Source organism: Streptomyces pristinaespiralis (assembly GCF_001278075.1).
GTDB classification, from domain to species: Bacteria; Actinomycetota; Actinomycetes; order Streptomycetales; family Streptomycetaceae; genus Streptomyces; species Streptomyces pristinaespiralis.
Map to the genome: position 1 here is coordinate 4,227,177 of NZ_CP011340.1, position 17,247 is coordinate 4,244,423.

At 69.3% G+C, this 17,247-nt stretch carries 14 protein-coding genes and 1 pseudogene; 3 read left to right on the plus strand and 12 right to left on the minus strand.

The window, feature by feature from the left end:
- Positions 1-5: 5 nt before the first annotated feature.
- The 4 genes and pseudogenes from SPRI_RS17830 to SPRI_RS17845 form a co-directional block, all read right to left on the minus strand.
- The gene (locus SPRI_RS17830) at positions 6-809 is read right to left on the minus strand and encodes a phosphatidate cytidylyltransferase (protein ID WP_005314582.1); all 804 of its coding nucleotides are present in this window, start codon (positions 807-809) and stop codon (positions 6-8) included.
- Positions 806-2,572 carry a histidinol-phosphate aminotransferase family protein gene (locus SPRI_RS17835; RefSeq protein WP_037774138.1) on the minus strand — a complete coding sequence of 589 codons (1,767 nt, stop codon included), beginning with the start codon at positions 2,570-2,572 and terminating at the stop codon, positions 806-808. Before SPRI_RS17835 ends, SPRI_RS17830 begins: the two co-directional genes overlap by 4 nt.
- 526 nt (positions 2,573-3,098) lie before the next feature.
- A pseudogene (locus tag SPRI_RS17840) lies at positions 3,099-3,477 on the minus strand (tyrosine-type recombinase/integrase); the annotation flags it as partial.
- A 510-nt stretch (positions 3,478-3,987) separates the two neighbouring features.
- The gene (locus SPRI_RS17845) at positions 3,988-4,719 is read right to left on the minus strand and encodes a terminase (protein WP_158685171.1); all 732 of its coding nucleotides are present in this window, start codon (positions 4,717-4,719) and stop codon (positions 3,988-3,990) included.
- 381 nt (positions 4,720-5,100) lie between these two features.
- Here SPRI_RS17845 and SPRI_RS17850 point away from each other — a divergent pair, with 381 nt between their 5' ends.
- A complete protein-coding gene (locus SPRI_RS17850; RefSeq protein WP_005314587.1) occupies positions 5,101-5,538 on the plus strand; it encodes a hypothetical protein in 438 nt (145 codons plus the stop codon).
- 615 nt (positions 5,539-6,153) lie between these two features.
- Here SPRI_RS17850 and SPRI_RS17860 read toward each other — a convergent pair.
- Complete coding sequence (locus tag SPRI_RS17860) at positions 6,154-6,339, minus strand: hypothetical protein (protein ID WP_005314589.1); 186 nt, start codon at positions 6,337-6,339, stop codon at positions 6,154-6,156.
- A gap of 1,072 nt (positions 6,340-7,411) precedes the next feature.
- Here SPRI_RS17860 and SPRI_RS17865 point away from each other — a divergent pair.
- Positions 7,412-7,738, plus strand: a complete 327-nt coding sequence (locus tag SPRI_RS17865; protein ID WP_005314590.1) for a hypothetical protein — start codon at positions 7,412-7,414, stop codon at positions 7,736-7,738.
- A gap of 496 nt (positions 7,739-8,234) precedes the next feature.
- On the opposite strand, the gene SPRI_RS17870 is transcribed toward SPRI_RS17865, so the two are convergent.
- Positions 8,235-8,732 carry a hypothetical protein gene (locus SPRI_RS17870; RefSeq protein WP_005314593.1) on the minus strand — a complete coding sequence of 166 codons (498 nt, stop codon included), beginning with the start codon at positions 8,730-8,732 and terminating at the stop codon, positions 8,235-8,237.
- A gap of 326 nt (positions 8,733-9,058) precedes the next feature.
- Between SPRI_RS17870 and SPRI_RS39395 the strand changes: the two genes are divergently transcribed.
- Complete coding sequence (locus SPRI_RS39395) at positions 9,059-9,811, plus strand: hypothetical protein (RefSeq protein WP_234020395.1); 753 nt, start codon at positions 9,059-9,061, stop codon at positions 9,809-9,811.
- Positions 9,812-10,221: 410 nt separating this feature from the next.
- On the opposite strand, the gene SPRI_RS17890 is transcribed toward SPRI_RS39395, so the two are convergent.
- The 6 genes from SPRI_RS17890 to SPRI_RS17920 form a co-directional block, all read right to left on the minus strand.
- Entirely contained in the window at positions 10,222-10,500 is a 279-nt protein-coding gene (locus tag SPRI_RS17890) for a hypothetical protein (protein ID WP_005314599.1), read from the minus strand.
- 478 nt (positions 10,501-10,978) lie between these two features.
- On the minus strand, positions 10,979-12,652 hold the full coding sequence (locus SPRI_RS39765) for a LuxR family transcriptional regulator (protein ID WP_005314603.1): 1,674 nt from the start codon (positions 12,650-12,652) through the stop codon (positions 10,979-10,981).
- A gap of 144 nt (positions 12,653-12,796) precedes the next feature.
- Positions 12,797-13,207, minus strand: a complete 411-nt coding sequence (locus SPRI_RS17905; protein WP_037774142.1) for a hypothetical protein — start codon at positions 13,205-13,207, stop codon at positions 12,797-12,799.
- A 214-nt stretch (positions 13,208-13,421) separates the two neighbouring features.
- A complete protein-coding gene (locus tag SPRI_RS17910) occupies positions 13,422-14,672 on the minus strand; it encodes an MFS transporter (RefSeq protein WP_005314607.1) in 1,251 nt (416 codons plus the stop codon).
- A complete protein-coding gene (locus tag SPRI_RS17915; protein ID WP_037774143.1) occupies positions 14,669-15,994 on the minus strand; it encodes an amidohydrolase family protein in 1,326 nt (441 codons plus the stop codon). The genes SPRI_RS17910 and SPRI_RS17915 overlap by 4 nt, the downstream gene beginning before the upstream one ends.
- Positions 15,991-17,244, minus strand: a complete 1,254-nt coding sequence (locus tag SPRI_RS17920) for an ATP-grasp domain-containing protein (RefSeq protein ID WP_106428434.1) — start codon at positions 17,242-17,244, stop codon at positions 15,991-15,993. The genes SPRI_RS17915 and SPRI_RS17920 overlap by 4 nt, the downstream gene beginning before the upstream one ends.
- Between the last annotated feature and the right edge of the window lie 3 nt (positions 17,245-17,247).

Sequence of the window (17,247 nt, forward strand, 5' to 3'; positions counted from 1 at the left end):
AGCCTCTAACCCAGCACCAGCAGTACCGCCAGGGCGACGAGGAGGGAGTCGATACGGTCCAGTAGACCACCGGAGCCGGGAAGCCAACGACCGGCGTCCTTCACCCGGGCGCCCCGCTTGACCATCGACTCCAGCAGGTCCCCGAGCGGCCCGCCGATCGCCACGGCCACCGCCGTCTGCCACGTCAGGGACGACAGCACGGCGAGCGCTAGGACGCCGGCCGCCGCCCCGGCCAATGTGCCGCTCCATCGTTTGGCGGGCGAGAGCGCGGAGAGCCGGGGGCCGCCGAGATGGCGACCGGCCCCGTACGCAACGATGTCGGCGATCGACACGGCCACGAACAGGACGAGGCCCACCGCACCCGACGGGACGAGACCGGCCAGGGCACCCAACCACACGAGCCCGAGCAGGCCCGCCCCCAGGCGGCGGAGCCCGTGCTCGGCGTCGCCCGACAGCAGGGGCACCCCGGCGATCGCGAGCGCCCCGACCGCCGCCGCTCGAAGCACCTCCCCGGGGGCCAACCAGGCGGTCAGGACGAGCCCGACGATCGCTACGCCGAGCACCGCCCGGTCCACCGGACCCAGCCGCAGCAGCCCGCCGAACTCCGCCACTGCGACCACCCCGACCACGGCCGCGAGCACCGCGATCCCTGGCGGCCCGAGCCAGAACGCGCCCGTGACCACTGGTACGCCGACCGCCCACGCACACCAGCGGACCATCAGCTCACGCCGCCGGGTCGCCGCCACCGCGAGCCCGCCGACCGCCAGTGCCCCGCCCAGGTACGGCACGAGACCGGGGACCGTCGTCACCGGGAGACCCAGCCGCCCGGTACACCCGCCGCCACCGTCGCCCTCACGCACAGCGTGTCCAGGGCGCTACGGCATGCCGCCACGATCCGCGCGTTCTCCGCCGTGTCGCGGATGGCGACACGGACGGTCCTTCCCTCGTACACCGGGGACATCGGCGACAGGTCCCGCAGGTAGACGTCGTGGCGCCGGCACTCACGCACCAGCTGGGCCGCGCTCGGTCCACTCGGCGGCAGGGTCACGGTGAGGAAGTTGGCGACTCCCTCGTCGACCGAGAAGAACCCGTCGAGCTCCGAGAGTTCGGTGGCGAGCCCCCGTCGCAGCACCGCGGTACGCGCCCAGCGTTCCGCGTAGTACCCGGGGTCGCGCAGCGCCGTCACGGCGGCCAGCTGGGCCGGCAGGCTCACGGGCCACGGCGGCGTCCAGCGACGCAGCTCCCCGGCCGTGTCCGGGTCGGCCACCAGGTACGCGGCCCGCATTCCCGACAGCGCGTACATCTTCGAGAGCGACGTGCACACCACGACCCGGCCATCGAGCGAAGCGAGCCCGGCCAACGACTCCGCAGGATCGACATAGCCCAGATACGCCTCGTCGATCCACCACCGGGTCCGCGCGGGAGAGGCTTCAATCACCGCGCGCAGCGTGTCGGCGGGAGCGTGGCGGCCGGTCGGATTGTTCGGATTGACCACCACCACGAGGTCGTACCGCCCGCTCTCGGTCGCGGCAGCGAGCCGGTCCGGATCGAGCAGCCAGCCGTCCTCCCGGCGTAGCCGGAGCCGGTCCACCTGGCAGCCGATAATCCGCTCGGTGACATGGGCGTACTCGCCATAGCCCGGATCCAGCAGCAGCACCCGGCTCCCCGGCGTCAACCAGCGGCCGAACGCCCGGAAGATGAGATCGGACGAACCCGCCCCGACCACCAACGACTCCACCGGCAGCCCACGGACCCCGGCGATCTCCGTGAGCAGTCCTTCCGCACCCGTCGGCGGCGAGGTCCGCGCCGCCCACCCCAGGTCCTCCGACAGCACCTCGCCGACCTTCGGAGACGGAGGGAACCAGGCATCCAGCACATCCGCCGCGACCACCTCGTGCCGGCGGGCCAGCGTCCGGAAGTCCGTACCGATGGCGGAAAAAAAGGCACCGCCGTGCTCGCAGCCGTTCGCGCGTGGCTCGAACTCCACGTCCAACCGCCAGTCGAGGCCCTCCCGCAGCCGCTCCAAGGTCCGGCCATGACGCTCCCGTACCGCGCTCGTCAACTCGGCCACGGACCCACTCAGCACCTCGAACGAGACCACGCCCGAGCGCACTGTCCGCCCCAGCGGGCGCAACCCGGCGGCGAGGTACATGTCCAGTAGCTCGGCGCGCCCCATTGCCACCACCTGGCGACCGCCCCGCGCCGCGACCCAGCGCAGCGCCGCGTACATGAGGAGCGACGCCGCCATGGTGGACCGCCAGCGCTCCTCGACGGTCAGGACGCGGATCTCGAACGGCGCCTCCTCCGACAGCACCGGCAACTCCTCCCGCGTCAGGTACTTGTCCAGCGCGTAGCGACCGACCCACGGCGGGGTGAGGCTGACGAAGCCGATCCGCGTCTCCCCACGGGAGGCCACGAGATATACGTTGTCGCCGTCGAGCCCGTCGCTCAACCGCCCTGACGGATGCACCGGATGCTGGCCCAGCTCCTCCGCGTACACCCGATGCCGCAGCTCATGGATCCAGTCGTGATCATTGGTCGTGGCTGCGCGCAGCTGTACGGCGTGGTCCATGAGCGTCCCCCTGAGGCAATCCGGCGTTCGCTCCCCAGCATGGTGAAGCCCCACGGGCGCCACCAGAGTACGCGTACTCACTTCGGTCCCCCTCGCCCTCGCCCAGTCAGGACGTGCAGGAGGTGGAACCGCGCGCTGAACCGATCCGGGAAGGTCTCGACGCCTTCGACACTCGCGCCTACACGGCCACGTAGTCGTCTCCCGCTTGCGGGCGCGAAGCGGGCCAAGACCACATCGGATGTCACCCCGAAGCTACGACCCGCGGGCCCCCGCGAGCCTCTCCTGTTCGCCCGCCGCCGCGCGCGTGCCCCATCCGTGCCCTTCAGGAGGGTGAACACCGGTCACCACGGGCACATACAGGTCCTCGCGACAGGCGCGCCAAGAGGTGTACTCGCAGGTCAGCAGCCCTACCGGCGGCCCGAGCGGCTTGATTCCCAAGCTCAGAGCGCGGGTTCGATTCCCGTCACCCGCTCCACGAGAAAGCCCCAGGCCGGCGGCCCGGGGCTTCTTTGTTGTCTGGACCGGATCAGGCTTCGCGTGCCCGTTCCGTGGCCGATGCCTGATCATCTGCCTTGGCCGCAGCCTTCCGACGTTCGGCCTGCATCAGGGAGTCGAGCCCGGCAGCGACCTCACGTTGACGCTCGGTGTCCGAGTGCTGATAGATGAGCGCGGCCTTCTCCGTGGACTGGCCGACACGCACCATCGTGTCCTTGAGCGTCGCGCCCGATCGGATGGTCAGGGTGTGTCCGGTGTGACGAAGATCGTAGAACCGGAAATCGGCCGGCAGTCCGACCACGCTACGGGCCTTGCGCCACTCCCGGCCGAAGGTCGAGCGACGGAAAGGCTTGGCCCCGCTCGCCCACGAACAACAACCCGCCCGGGGTCTTCTCCGCGTACCAAGCGAGCCAGGCGTGGATCAACATGAGTCGATTGTGAATGGTGGCTCCCTCCCGTACCTTCTGGAACATGGGAGAGGGGCGGGACGTCACCAACAACGTAAGTAACGGCGTTAGCGGCCATGTCAACGGGCCCGTGGTCCAGGCTGGATCCATCAACGGCAATGTGATCCTGCCTGCTACTCCGAGCCCAGAGGAGGCAGAGTTACGGGCTCGCTGGGCGGCACGCACGAAACGAATCCTGGACGCCGAAGATGCAGAACGTGCAGCACGCTACGCCCAATCTCAGTTTCAGAGACAGAGATTCCTCAAGAAGGCACGTCGTGGAATCTACGGGTCTGTCGTATGGATCCTTTTCGGCCTGTTCCTCGTTGTCGGTGGTCACGGATCCGGGGGCGACAGCACGCGAGTGATGTGGGCGTCGATTGGGTGGTTCGACGTGGTGATCGGTTTCGGATTCCTGGCGAAGCACTGGTTGGCTCTTCGACGCTACCGCTGAGTCCCGGATTGAGCAGCTGATCAACCGCTGTCCTTCAATACGTCTGACACTTGGCGCCACACGTGCGCAGTCGAGTGGATCACGTACCGCAGCCCGTCGCAGGAGTGGTCGTGGCACCTGATCGGCTTGTACTCGCCGAGTGCTGTGGCCTCTTCTGGCCAGGCGTAACCGGGCAGCTCGTCGAGGAGCCCCCGGCATGAGTGATGTACGCGCAACAGTCCCGAGCCGAGCGCGGTCGACACGCTGTGGATGCCGTCGAGCACCTCGTTGTTCGCAAGGGCGACGACGGGATGCCTGTCTGTCCACAACTGAGTGGAAAAGCTCGTCGCGGACGGGTCAATAAACGTCCACTCGGGAACGACCTGCTGCTCGTCGAGCCATGCGCTCACGGCGCGGCTGAGCTGCGCGTCGGTCATCTGTCGGTGTGTGGCCCACGAGTTGGGGCGCCACTCGTTGACCGCGTACAGCCTGTCGTTGGCGCCGAGGCCGTACAGGATCGCCGAGAACTGGTTCGCGGTTCCGTAGTCGATGGCGACCCAGTACCGGCGCATCGGCGGCAGTTCGTCGACGACGTGCCGCTGCTCGTCGAACATGTCGTAGACCGCGCCCTCGGCGATCACCCAGGTGCCCCCGATCATCCGGCGGCGCCAGAGTCCGACGTACTCGGCCCGCAGCGCGTCGATGTAGGCCGCGGAGAGGCTCGGGTTGTCGTCGAGCCGGATGCGCCACGAACGCAGGTCGACGCGGTGCACAACCAGCCGGTTCCCGCCGAGCAGTGCAGCGACGTGCGCCTGCTCCTACCCGGTCACAGCGAGGTACCACTGCGTTTTCGGCGTCGGCCCGTCCGGCACACCGGCGAGCCACTCATCGAGCTGGTACGCGCTGCAGTTTTGATCTCCAGCAGGCTGGACGGTCGAACCACGAGCGCTTTCGAGAGGGGTTGTACGAACGGTTGCCGAGGTTCTGGGACGAAATCAGGAAAGTACGAGAGGCCAATCCTGCATAGCTGATGGGCGAGCAGATGGAGCCAATCGTGTGCCGTGGCATGGACGGCGTAGCACAGGGCGTCGACGCTGTGGTCGTCGAGTGTCAGGGGGTACGGTGGCTGCCTCAGATGCTGCAAAGGTGGTTCGATGGAAGCGGAGTTGGTGGCACTTGCTGCCGCAGGCGCTACGACATTGGTTCAGCAGATGGCGGTGGACTCCTGGGCACAGGCTCGTGACCGGATGGTGTCGTTCTTCTCGCGTCGCGGTGGTGGTGAGGAAGACGTGATCGAGGGGGAGCTGGAGACCTCGCGCGGAGAACTGGCGGCGGCGATGGAGGCCAGCGACGAACAGACCGCCTTGGATGTCCAGGCGGAGTGGCGTACACGATTGCGGCGCACTTTGCTGGCCAATCCGGCTGCGGCGGCCGAACTGCGGTCGATGATTGATGACTTGGCGCTCCCAAAGGGTGATCAACAGGTCGCGGATGTCCATAACACGATCAGCGGGGGCGTGCAGCACGGCCCAGTGATTCAGGCTGGCAACGTGGGCTCGCTGAGCTTCGGGCCACCTTTCGGTCAGACCTGAGCCTGGCGGCAGTACGGGGCCCACGCCGGCGACGGCCACGGTACGCCGCTCTCCGGGAAGGCGAAGGGGGCGGTCACCAAGTGTGTTCGCGGGCATTGGCATCGGCCGCTTCGATGGTGATCTTGTGCGTCAAGCGCATATCTTCCGCCTCATGAGCGAACAGCCGTCTATACGCAACGAGTTGAGTGGAAGCGTCCGGGGCCACGTCGTGGCAGTCCGGTGCTATTCACGGCGACGTTGTGTTCACTTCGCCTGCTGCGCCGGTGGACCCGGAGGCAGTGGAGACGCAACGACGTTGGAGCGAACGTCAGCGGCGCATCCTCGATGAAGAGACCGCCAAAGAGGCGGCAGAGCAGCGCAGGTTTGAAGGCTACGTTAGGGCCATTCACAGGAAGCGACGTTGGAACTTGTGGTTGCTGTTGGTTGAGGGTCTGGCCGTGGCGCTGGGGTATCTGCGCGTGTTCCCCTCGGCTGCGCTCGTTGCCGCCTTGGGTATTCTGTTTGGGCTGATCTCCCTGTTCGGCTGGGTCCATTGCTCCGTGCTCTTGTGGAGGGCCCGGACGGGACGGACTATCCCAGTTCCCCGGCATCGGTGGATGTGGTGAGCCGGTGGCGTCACTCGTGCGCATTGGAGTGCACGACGTAGCGCAGCGCGTCGGCGCCGTGGTCGTCACGCCTGATCGGCTGGTCCTCGCCGCGGTCGGATGCTGCGGGGTCCCATGCGTAGCCCGGTAGCTCGTCGAGCAGCCCGGTGCATGGGCGGTGGATACGCATCAGCCCGGAGTCGAGGGCGGTCGACACGGATCGGATGCCGTCGAGGACGTCGTTGCGAGCCGGGGCGGTGCCGGGGTCCCTGTCATCGTCCCGCTCAATTGCGGGGCGCCGACGGAGCGGCGCCCGGTGGTGCTTCTAGGGGCCCTGGCGATGTGTCCCGTGCTTGCTGTGGGGCGCGTTACTGCTTCAAGGCGGCCTTGAAGATCTCGGCGACCTCGTGTTTGACGGCGTAGACCCACAGCGGATCGGTGTCGGCGATCCGCATGGAGGCGGGAAAGTCCCTAGCCATGGGTCGTCCGACCTTCCTGTCTCGGCAGCACTGGCAGGGAGCGCGAGAAGTGAGGTCGGCCGCCAAGCATGGGCGGGGCCGGCTGCCTTGGCGCGACCCCCGTTCCGGCGCGGGACAGTTCCGGAGCCGGTTGGGAACGGGCTGCCCCGGGCCAGCTCCGGCGAACTGGAGCTCGCCGCGCTACAGGAAGCGCGAGCAGGCGGATGCGCTCTCACAGGAGGGGCGGACGGCGGCCCGGGGCCGTGCCACATCCGTGCCGGATCGTACGGAGAAACACGGGGAACGAAGGGCGGTGATGGGGCCCAGCCGTGGTCACGCTCTCCGCTCGCCGGCACAGGTCGGAAGTGGGTCCGACCTCCCGCCGTCCTCAAGCGATGATCGCTCGACCCACCGCTGTAGGCGGGCGCAGGCCACCGCTGCGCTGCCTCTTCGGTGAAGTAGAACAGGAAGGTCCACTTCTGATCGGCAACAGACACCTCGTCGTCACCGGCCAACAGCCGTTCCAGCAAACGCTGTTCCATGGTCACCCCCGCCGGGATCCTGCGGTACAGCAGCCAGCAGCCAGGCACCGCAACCTCAGCCCGTTGCGGTGGGGCAACGCACATTGATGCACACACCCCAGTCGACACCGACTTGCCTACCGGGCCACGGAACCCACCGGAAGCCACACGCTCGCACCCGTGCGGATCGCGGCATCGCGAAGTCCGCTGTACGGCGTCCGGACACGTGAGCGCCAAATCATTGCCGGAGACCGGCATCGACAGGGGCCTGCAGCGCCTCTAGCGTCCCTATCCGACGACAGGAGCCGCTGTGACCCTCTACCTCTGGTGCTGGATAGCGCTGTGCACTGTGACCGCGCTGCCCTTCGGCATCGCCGCGCTCTGCGGCTGGGCTCCCCAGCGGACACGTCGCCGCAGTTCACAGGCGTGTACCCGAGTTCGGGGCCTTTCGCTGCTGATCCTGTACGTCGCGGCCATGCTCCACCCGGTGCTGCGGCTGTCAGAGGCATCGCCCGAGGACGCCGACTTCCTTCTGAGCGCCCCTGTCCCGGCCCTGATCTTCCTGGCCCTCGGCCTGCAAGGCGGTGCCGGTCTCCACGACTGGTTCAGCCGCAGGCAGGCCGCCCGCCCTCACTAATCGGCTCCATACCGGCATCTTCGTCGGCGACTCCACTGAATGACGGCCACCCCGGTCGCACGGACCGTGTTTCCGGGCTCATCCCCCGCCGGGCTGATGTGGGCCCTTGGCCGTCGAAGAGGCGGAAGCAGCGGATCGCCGTGGTGTCCGGACCGAGGTGGGGCTCACCACCGGTTGCCCCCTCGGCCCAGGACAGCGCGGGGCGTTCCCCACCGACCATGCCTTGCTCGGGGTCACCGACGAGGCAGTCCGCCAGGAGGATGTGCATCTGGCTGTTGTCCCCTACACCGCTCATCGACAGGGCGTGTCCCCGGAGCGCGCGGGAGTCGAGACGACCAGCGGCTCGTCGTCCAGGACGGCAGCCGGCGCCCCGACCCGAGCAGCTCGCTGGGACCGGTGGGCGACGGCGGCGGCTCCGCCGGCCCTGTCACGTAGCGCGCTTGGCCTGCCCACGTGAAGGGCGTCTCGCCTCGCCCTCTATTGCGCGCGGTATTTGCTAGTTGCCGACATCCGCGCAAATGGCGTAGACGGTGACGGTGAACGTGGAGTTCCCGGTGTTGAAGAACCTCGCCACCCACCCGGTATTGTCCTCGTTCGGGCCGTTGTCGTGCGAACCGACCTCCGTGCTGCTCCCGTTCCAGCGGATGCCTCCGCCCGTCACGTTCTTACCGGCCGGGCAAGACGCCTCGACCGGGACGCCGAGGGAGTTGGGCAGGAGTTCGTAGCTCTCCGACACCACTTCGTAGCCTGTGAAGCCCTGCTGGTCCGGTGGGGTCGACGCCTGCTCGGCGCTCTGGCTGCAGTTGATGTTCTGCGTCCCGGTGAAGGTGTTCCCTTGCCCCACTTGTCCCGCCGGGAAGCAGGCGAGCGTGATCGAGGGCCCATCGATCAGCGAGAGAAGTCCGCCGTCCTGCGCCTGGGCGCTACTCGCGCTGAGGAGCATTGTTGCCACGGCGGAAACACCGGTGGCCACGAATCTCTGGTAGAGCTTCATATCTTCCGCCTTTACTGGTGCAGTTTCACTTGCGCTCCCACATGATGTGATCCAGTCCGCACATGTCATATGAGGCGCACCGGATGAGGCGACCGAAGAGTTGTGTTTCATCCTTTACCGCCTTGGCGCCGAAACCCTCCGCGCTCGTGCGCCTTTACGCACGCGTGCGGTTCGTGGGGAGCGGAGAGCCCGTACGTAGAAGTCCCGGGGCGATCGGAGTGGGGCGCCGCTACGATCGGCCCTCATGACGTCACATCAGGCGGATGCCGCGTAGACCCCCGCGCGCGCTGAGGGCCGCCGTGCCCGCACGGCAGAGCGACGGTGCGGTGAGCACGCTGCTCATCAGCGCGTGTCCCGGGCCGTCGGCATGTGGTGCCGTGCACACGTACCTTTTCGTCGACGGCCTCGAGGTGGTGGCGCGCAGCGACAACAGGATGGCCGGCCTCGCTCCGGGGCAACTGCTCCGCCCCGGCGGACCGCTGTATCCGACGGATACGCCGCGCCATGTGGAGGTGGCGGCCCAGCAGCAGCCTGAACCGGGGCTGGACAGACACCTCAGGCCCATAAATCCTCAAGCCAGGCCGGTCATCGTCCGAACGGACGTCGATAGCATCATGGACATGCCTGATGTGCGGATCGGCTTCAATTCTGATGATCGCCGAAGGTCCTGGTGGCGGAACGGCCTTGTGACGCTGGCGCTTGCCGGTGTGATGGTGGCGATGATCCTGTCCACGCATGAGCCGAGCAAGTGGTGGTTTGTGGGTGGCCTTGGAATCCTTGCTGTGGTCGCTTTTGTCGGCACGGTCAACCTGATCTATGGCCGGGTCCTCTTGACCGCGAGGGGCCTGGAGTTCCGCACCTTTGTCAGCAGGCGGATCATCCCCTGGAACGAGGTCGCCGACATCGAGACGCGGCGGCGGGCTGTCCGGAGCAGAGTCTTGTGTGATCTGCGGGTCGTCAGGGTTCGCGGGCGGTCGCTCACGATTCCGGGAACGGCCACCAGCCGGGTGATGGATGCCGAGCTTGAGCGGAAGCAGCTAGCCATCCGGGAGGGCTGGTCCCGCGCAGTCGGCGGCTGATGGAGCTCATGCGGCGAGGGCCTCGGCTGCGGCGGGGAAGGCGACGGCCTCGTCGAAGAGCTGCAGCCAGACGTACACCTGGCGCCGGCAAGTCCAACCTCCATGCCGTGGCGGTGGCCGACGAGTGCCATGACGTGCCCCGTCTGTCCGAAGGCCTCATGGGCCAAGCCGACCGTATGCATCCACCGGCACCTGCACGGCCACCACCACTCGAACGGCCTGCCGGACTACTCGTCCTGCCGAGCCGGAGGCGGCCGCCTGCCCGGCTCGTGGGAGACGGACGCCTGCCCCGTCGTCGGAGGCGGCCGCATGCCCGGCTCGTCGGAGGACGGCGCCGCCCCGGCGCGCGGGCGTCCGGCAGCGGACGGCCTCTGCGGGCGGCGCGCCCACAGAGGCCGGTACTCCTGCGCCTAGCCCATGTAGTTGTAGATCGGCCAGAACTGCGGCGTCGGGGGCGGGCCCCCCGCTCCGACGGCCTGGAAAGCAGGGACGAGACGTTCCTTGAGGAATCGCTTCGCGTCGTCCTCCGACTCCCAGATCTCGATGACCCGCCATCCACCGTCCGGGCCCGGACCGGCGGCGTGGAAGATGCCGCCCGCGGGCTTCTCCTCTATGCCCAGATGATCCCTGATCCTGTCGTAGATCTCCTGTGTACCGTGTGGGTTGTCCACCAGCATGGCGACCGCCATCACTGCCTCCTCGTGATCGGTTGTCCGTTCCCCGAGTGGTCGTACGGCGTGCGGTGAAGTGGTGTGCCGATCTCCGTCCGCAGTGGGTGCGGGAAGGCTTCGGGCCGTTCGAAGGCGGGGTCGTCCGCGGCGTTCTCGAGCACGTGCGGCGGGCATCCGTACCGGGCGCTCGCGGCCTGCGTGCCCCACAGCCGCACCTGAGGGTCGTGCCTCCCGCAGATCAAGGTGGCGGGTACGGCGATCCGTGCCAGGCCGGCCGGGACCGGGGTCGTCGCGAACTCCGGCACGAGGCGTCGGCCGGGAACCCGGTGAGCAGCCGGTCGCTGATCGCCGCCTGCGTGGCACGTGTTCATCGTTGCCACCTCCATCCGCTCTCAGCCTCCTCTCAGGGACCGCGGCCGGCATCGCCCGGATCCACCAACCCGGCGCCGGAGTGGGGCGTGGTCCTTTCTGACCACACGGGGCGGCCGGGCGGAGGTCATACGAGATGGTGCTCGTACGCGAAGACGCTCGCGGCGGTCCGCGACGACACGTCGAGCTTGGCGAAGATGTTCTGGATGTGCCGGGCGACGGTGTGTTCACTGATGACCAATTCGGACGCGATCTCCCTGTTGTGCTTCCCCGCGGCGACGAGGCGCAGCACGGCCTGCTCCCGCGGTGTCAGTCGCAGGACGCCCCCGGGTCCGTGTGCCGGTGCGTGTCGGGGTGCCTGCTCGGCTGCGGCGTCCCGGGGGAACGGGTCGAGCCGTGCGAGGTCCGGCGCGGCCCGGAGTCGCTCGAACCCGACCCGGGCCGCCTCCAGTTCGATGCCGGCCGTCTCGTCGTCGCCCAGGGCGCGGCATGCCCGGCCGATGAGCATGCGCACGTGTGCCGTCTCGTACGGTGCGTCGAGTTCCCGCCATCCCAGCTCCGCCCTACGGAGTGCGATCAGGGCCGACCGTGCGTCGCCGGCCGCCAGATCGACCGAGCCACGGGCGGCCGCCGCCATCACGCTCAGGACGCCGCCCCGGTAGGTCGCGGCGATCGCGCCGAGCTCGTCGCATGCCGTCCGCGCGGCACCGGTGTCCCCCACGGCCAGCATGATGTCCACGCAGGCGGGCAGCAGCCGCGCCCGCTCCAAGGGCTCGGTGGTTTCCGCGACGACCCGGCGGATCGCGGCGACGGCGGCGCCCTCGTTCCCCTGGGCCAGCCGCAGCAGGGCCAGCCCCGGCTGCGGATCCCCTCCGCAGCGGCCGGCGTCCCGGTACGCCTCCTCGGCCTCCTTGAGCTCCCCTTGCAGGCGGTGGATCTCCGCCTGCCGGTAGTAGGACCGAGCGGCTGCCCCCTGGTTCATCTCCTGCCGGAAGCGCTCGCCCGCCCGTTCCGCCTCTGCCAGCGCGTCCGGCCACGCGCCGTGCAGTTGCATGATCTCGGCGCGGTGCACGAGGCACTGGCCGCTGAAGGCCACCATGTCGGGCTGCTGCCGGCACCACGCCGTCAGCGCCTCGGTCCACTCCTGTGCGCGGCGGAACTCGTACACCGCCCGGCAGGCGGCGATCACGGCGCAGTAGATCAGCCCGGTGACGAGGGGGGAGAGGTCGTCCGCGGTGACGGACACCATGGCCTCGTCGAGCAGCCGGAGCCCTTCCTGGACCCGCCCGTCCCTCACCAGACAGTGCCCCTGCTCGTGCAGGGCGAGGGCGAGCAGGTCGGCGTCCCCGAAGCGTTCCGCGACCGCCACCGCCCGGGCCGCGGTGGCGCAGGCGCCGGCGAGGTCGCCGCCGGCCCGCTGGGCCATGACGGCCGGCATGAGCAGATAGCCCTCTTCGGCGCAGGCGCCCTCTTCCGCATCGACCAGCCGGTGCGCCCGCCCGAACCATCCACCCGCGCGGCCCGTCTCCCCTCTGAGCGCCAGGTCGACGCCCGCCCAGAAGGCGCAGCGCACCGCGCTCAGCGGCCGGGCCGCCTCCAGATGGGAGCCGTACGCCCGCTCCATCCCGCTGACCATGTCCTCGTGGCGACCGGTCATATAGGCGCAGGTGGCGAGGAGTTCGAGGTCGTCCGCTCCCAGGGGACCCGCCCGGTCCGCGAGTTCCAGAGCTTTGTAGGCCTCGGCCCACGCCCGTGCGGCGCAGGCTGCCCGGCCACGCTCAAGATCTCCGGTCATGGCCATGACGACCGCCTGTCCAGCTCTGCTTCCTGGTGCCTCCGAGAAGCACCTCAATTTTATGGGAACGCCCTGTATGGATCCATTTGTCACTGTGAGCGAGCGGCCGGATCGCGCAGCAGGCCGACGGCCGGAGCGGACGGCCGGGGGCTACGCGGTGGACCCGCCCCGCGATCCGTCCCGCTTCACGGCGGCGATCACGGCGGAAAGGCCGGCGGTCACGGCGAGGCTCCCCAGCAGGACCAGGCCCACGCCGATCACGAAGAGGCCGCTGGCGTCGTCCGACCAGTCGTAGGCGGCGGCAACGGTCAGGCCCAGCGGGACGCCGGCCAGGGCGCCCACGAAGTACCGCCGGGACGCCGCCCAGTACACGGGCGGCAGCAGGGTCAGCACCAGGCCGATCACCTGCCACGCCTCGTACGGGCCGGTCGTCGAGCCGTCGGGGTGCACGTCACGGTGCTGGTCCCAGCCCAGCCAGGCGGCCCACAGCCCTGCCGCCAGCACAGCCGGCACGAGGACGGCCGAGAGCTGGGGGACGAAGGTCAGAAGTCTCTGTCGCATGGCCCCAGCGTCCCGGCCCGCCGGACGGCCGGCCAGGGTGCACATACTCACTTCTGCCCTGGGTATTCGGTGCGCCGGGTACGGGCGGGGGCGTGGTGGCACGTCGCGCCCGGACGCATGGTGAGCCGCCTCGGTCCGGCCCCGGGTCCGTCCGGGCCACCACGGGATCGCCGAGCGGGGGGCGCGACGTGCGCCCCGGGCTCGCGACGGGTGACTACGCGGGGGCCGCCTCCGTCTCCGGGACGGCCTCTTCCGCCGGTTGCGCCTCGGCCGCTCCGTCCCGGCTGATCAGGCAGATGACCGCGCACACCGCCGCCACCGCGGCGGCGGCGTACCAGTTGGCGCCCGGGACACCCAGGGACAGCGACAGGTCGAACAGGACGCCGGCAAGGAGCGAGCCGACCATGTTGCCCGCGCTGCGGAAGAAGTGCATGGCGCCCATGGCCTTGGCGAGCCGCTGCTCGGGGACCTTGCGGGCGACCCAGATGTCGAAGGACGGCACGAAGAGGACCTCACCGAGGACGACCACGAGGCAGCCGACGATCACCCAGGCGGCACTGCGGCCGGCTCCGAAGGCGAGGAAGGCGGCGGTCATGCCGGCCAGGCCGACCGCCATGACCGCGCCGGGACGCAGGTGCTTGATCAGGAACTTGAAGAGGGGGTACTGGAGCACCAGGACGCTCAGGCCGGTGATCCAGAACGGGGCGGACGGCGCCCACTGCGGCGCGTACTCCTCCATGTGCAGCGGAATGCCGACGAGGAAGCCGATCGACAGGAACCAGAACACGGCCGAGAGCAGGAAGTAGCGCGTGGCTCCCCGCACGTCGATGCCCTTGAACACGGTCAGGCTGAACAGCGGCTTGCGTGCCTGCGCCGCCTCGGCCGCCCGGGCGTCGGCAGCCTCCCGCGTCTCGAACCCGTCCCGGGGGATGAAGGCCGAGGACGCGAGGCAGAAGCCGATGAAGATGGCGAACACCACGCTGAAGAGGGTGCGCAGATCCACGTCGGCGAGCAGACCGCCCAGCAGCGCACCGCCGAACAGGCCCACCTGCGCGGACATCTGGAAGGTGGAGAACGCCTTGGGCCGCTCGTCGTCCGGGTAGGAGACGAGGATGTTCTTCAGGCCGGGGAACGCGGTTCCGGAACCGAAGCCGATGAAGAACGCGAGCACGCTGTAGACGAGCACGCCGCCGCTGAAGCCCATGGCGCCCAGCGCCACCGCCTCCATGGCGGTGCCGAAGAACACCGCCCCGCGGATGCCGATGCGTGCCGCGGTCCCCTCGTAGAAGAACGTGGCGAGCAGGCGGCCCACGTACGTCATACACATGACCACGCCGGCCCAGAAGCCGCTGTCGGTGCCGCCGAGCGAGGCGAGGAGTACGGGGAACCAGATGAAGTTCCCGATGTGGGCGAGGAAGATGCCGGCGTTGACGCCGATGAGCGCCCGCCTGCGTTCGATGGTCATAGCGCGACCTTTCCCTTGGACTCGGTGGCGCGGAGGTCCGCGATGGCGCGCGCGACGGCGGGCCGGTCGACCGGCACGCCCTGGACGACGGTGGACAGCGGCAGTGCCGTGAGCGGCCTGCCGGGTGCGTGCAGGTTGTAGGTGGCCTGCGCCCCGGGGCGCAGGGGCCCGGCCCCGGAGGTGTCGCCGCGCAGTTCGTCGAAGTAGCGGCGGCCGCCGACGGTGGCCTGCCGGCGCAGCGCCTCGGTGACCGAGGCGTCGTCGCCGCGCAGCAGTTCGAGCTCACTGAGGAGGGAGTAGCCGTGGTAGGCACCGGTGTTGCCGGAGTCGGTGCCGACGAGCAGATTGCCGTGGCGCAGTGCGGTGAGGGCGTTGCGCCGCATGTCGGCCAGTGCGGCGGTACGGGTCTCCTGGCAGCCGTACTCGATCCCGAAGGGCTTCTCGATGCCCTCGACGAAGTCCAGGTTGCCGCGGTCCTGGGTCTCGGCGAATCCCTCGCGGCCGTAGTCGGCGAGGAACTCCTCCCGGGTCATGACCATGGGGCTCAGCCCGGCCAGGGTGGAGACGAACCGGGCTCCCTCGAGCCGCTTCCAGTCGGCCGCGTCCAGGGTCCGGTCCCGCACGGAGTGGGCGAAGAGCCGGAACCCGCAGTCGTACGCCCAGAGGGTCTCCTGCAGGGTGTTGCAGTCGATGACCGCGGTGATCCCACGCTCGGCGGCGATCCGGGCGGTGAACTTGAGGACCCGCTCGGACAGGCGGGAGAAGCGCACGGGGGTGCCCGGCTGCTCCGTGCCGTCGGTGAACATGACCTTGAGGAAGGTGCCGCCCCGCTCGGAGTTGGTGCGCAGCGCGTGGTCCAGGTCGGCCTCGACGGCGAGCATGTGCACGGGCGCCGGGAACTCGACGCCGTGCCCCCGGAGCCCGGCCGCGTTCGTCATCGCCGTCACCGCGTAGCCGCAGTGGGCGATCTCGGGATACGGCCAGGGCGAGGTGCGGCTCCCGGCTTCCCAGGCGTCGGACACCAGGGGGAACCCGAACATGTCCACCACGTGGGTGACCCCGTGGTAGAGGTACTGGAGGGCGACGATCCGCGGGTCGTCGACGGTGTCGTCCCAGTTGGCCGGCAGCGACACGTGAGCGTGGGTCTCGGTGTAGCCGGGCCACAGCTCCGTCTCACCTCCGTGGCGGGTGCCCGACGGTTCGATGCGGGTGAAGACGCCGTCCTCGGTGGTCACGTCGAACAGCGCCTCGTCGTCGAGGGCGGGCACGGCCACGCCCCGGAGGGTCGCGGGCGGCGCCTGGCGGTAGACGGTCGCGCTCATCGGGCCACGTCGACCTTCATCCGCAGGTCGATGCCGTCGAGGGCCGCCTCGCACCGCTTGTTGACCTCGGCGCGGTCGGCGCCGGTGAAGATGATGTGCCCGATCCAGTCGAAGTTGGAGCGGGAGAGCCGGGTGACCGGGGTGCCCGGCTTCTTGTAGGCCAGGGCGCTGTGGAAGCCGGGAAGCTCCTCGATGGCGTCGAAGCCGATGGCGTCGACCGTGCCGGCGACGGGGGCGCCGAACCAGTGGCCGCCCGCGGTGGTCTCACCGGGGAAGGGGAGTTCGGGCCGCTCGCCGAGAGCCTGCCGGATGACCTCCAGGTAGGGGTCGACGCCGGAGGTGATCTGCATGAGGCTCGGCACGATCCCGCCGATGAGACGGCCGTTGACCTCGCACAGCACCGGGCCGTCCGCGCTGAGCAGGTACTCGGTGTGGATGAAGCCGAAGTCGACGCCGAGTTCGTTCAGTACGCGGGTGGTGGTGGCGAACAGCTCGTCCTGGAGCGGGTGTCCGCTGAAGTAGGTGGCACCCATCTCGATGAAGTGCGGGAAGCCGCTCAGCGGCCGGTCGGTGAGGCCGAGGTTGACGACCTCGCCGTTGCCGAGGACGCAGGACTCCACCGAGATCAGCTCTCCGGTGACGAACTCCTCGATGAGGATGTCCGGGATGCGTACGACGCCGCGGCCGTAGTCGACCACGTCCGCCAGCTCGGCCAGGTAGTCACGCAGGTCCTGCTCGTCCTTGAGGTGCAGGACGTGCAGGCTGGCCGTGCCGTCGGAGGGCTTGACCACGCACGGGAAGCCGATCTCCCGGACGGCGGCCTCGACCTCGGCCGGGTCCGCGACGTGGGCGAAGCGCGGCTGCCGTACGCCGGTGCCGTCCAGGGTGGTTCGGGTCAGGTGCTTGTGCCGGGCGTTGCGGGCGCCCTCGACGCTCATGCCCGGCAGGCCGAGCGCCTCGGCGACCGCCGCGGTGTGCACGGTGTGGTACTCGCTGTAGGTGGTGACGCCGTGGACCGGCTTCTCGGCGTGCAGGTTGCGCGCGAGGGCCGTCAGGTCCTCGATGGAGAAGGCCTGCTCGCTCTTGATCACCTGGCACTTGGGGTGCGCGTAGGCCGCCTCGGCGAGGGGCGAGACACCGAGGTAGAAGTCGGGGTCGACCGACACGAGGGTGACGTCGTGCCCCAGTTCCAGGGCGTTGGCGATGCCGGCGATCCCGTTGGGGTTGCATTCGATCATGAGGATATGCACGGT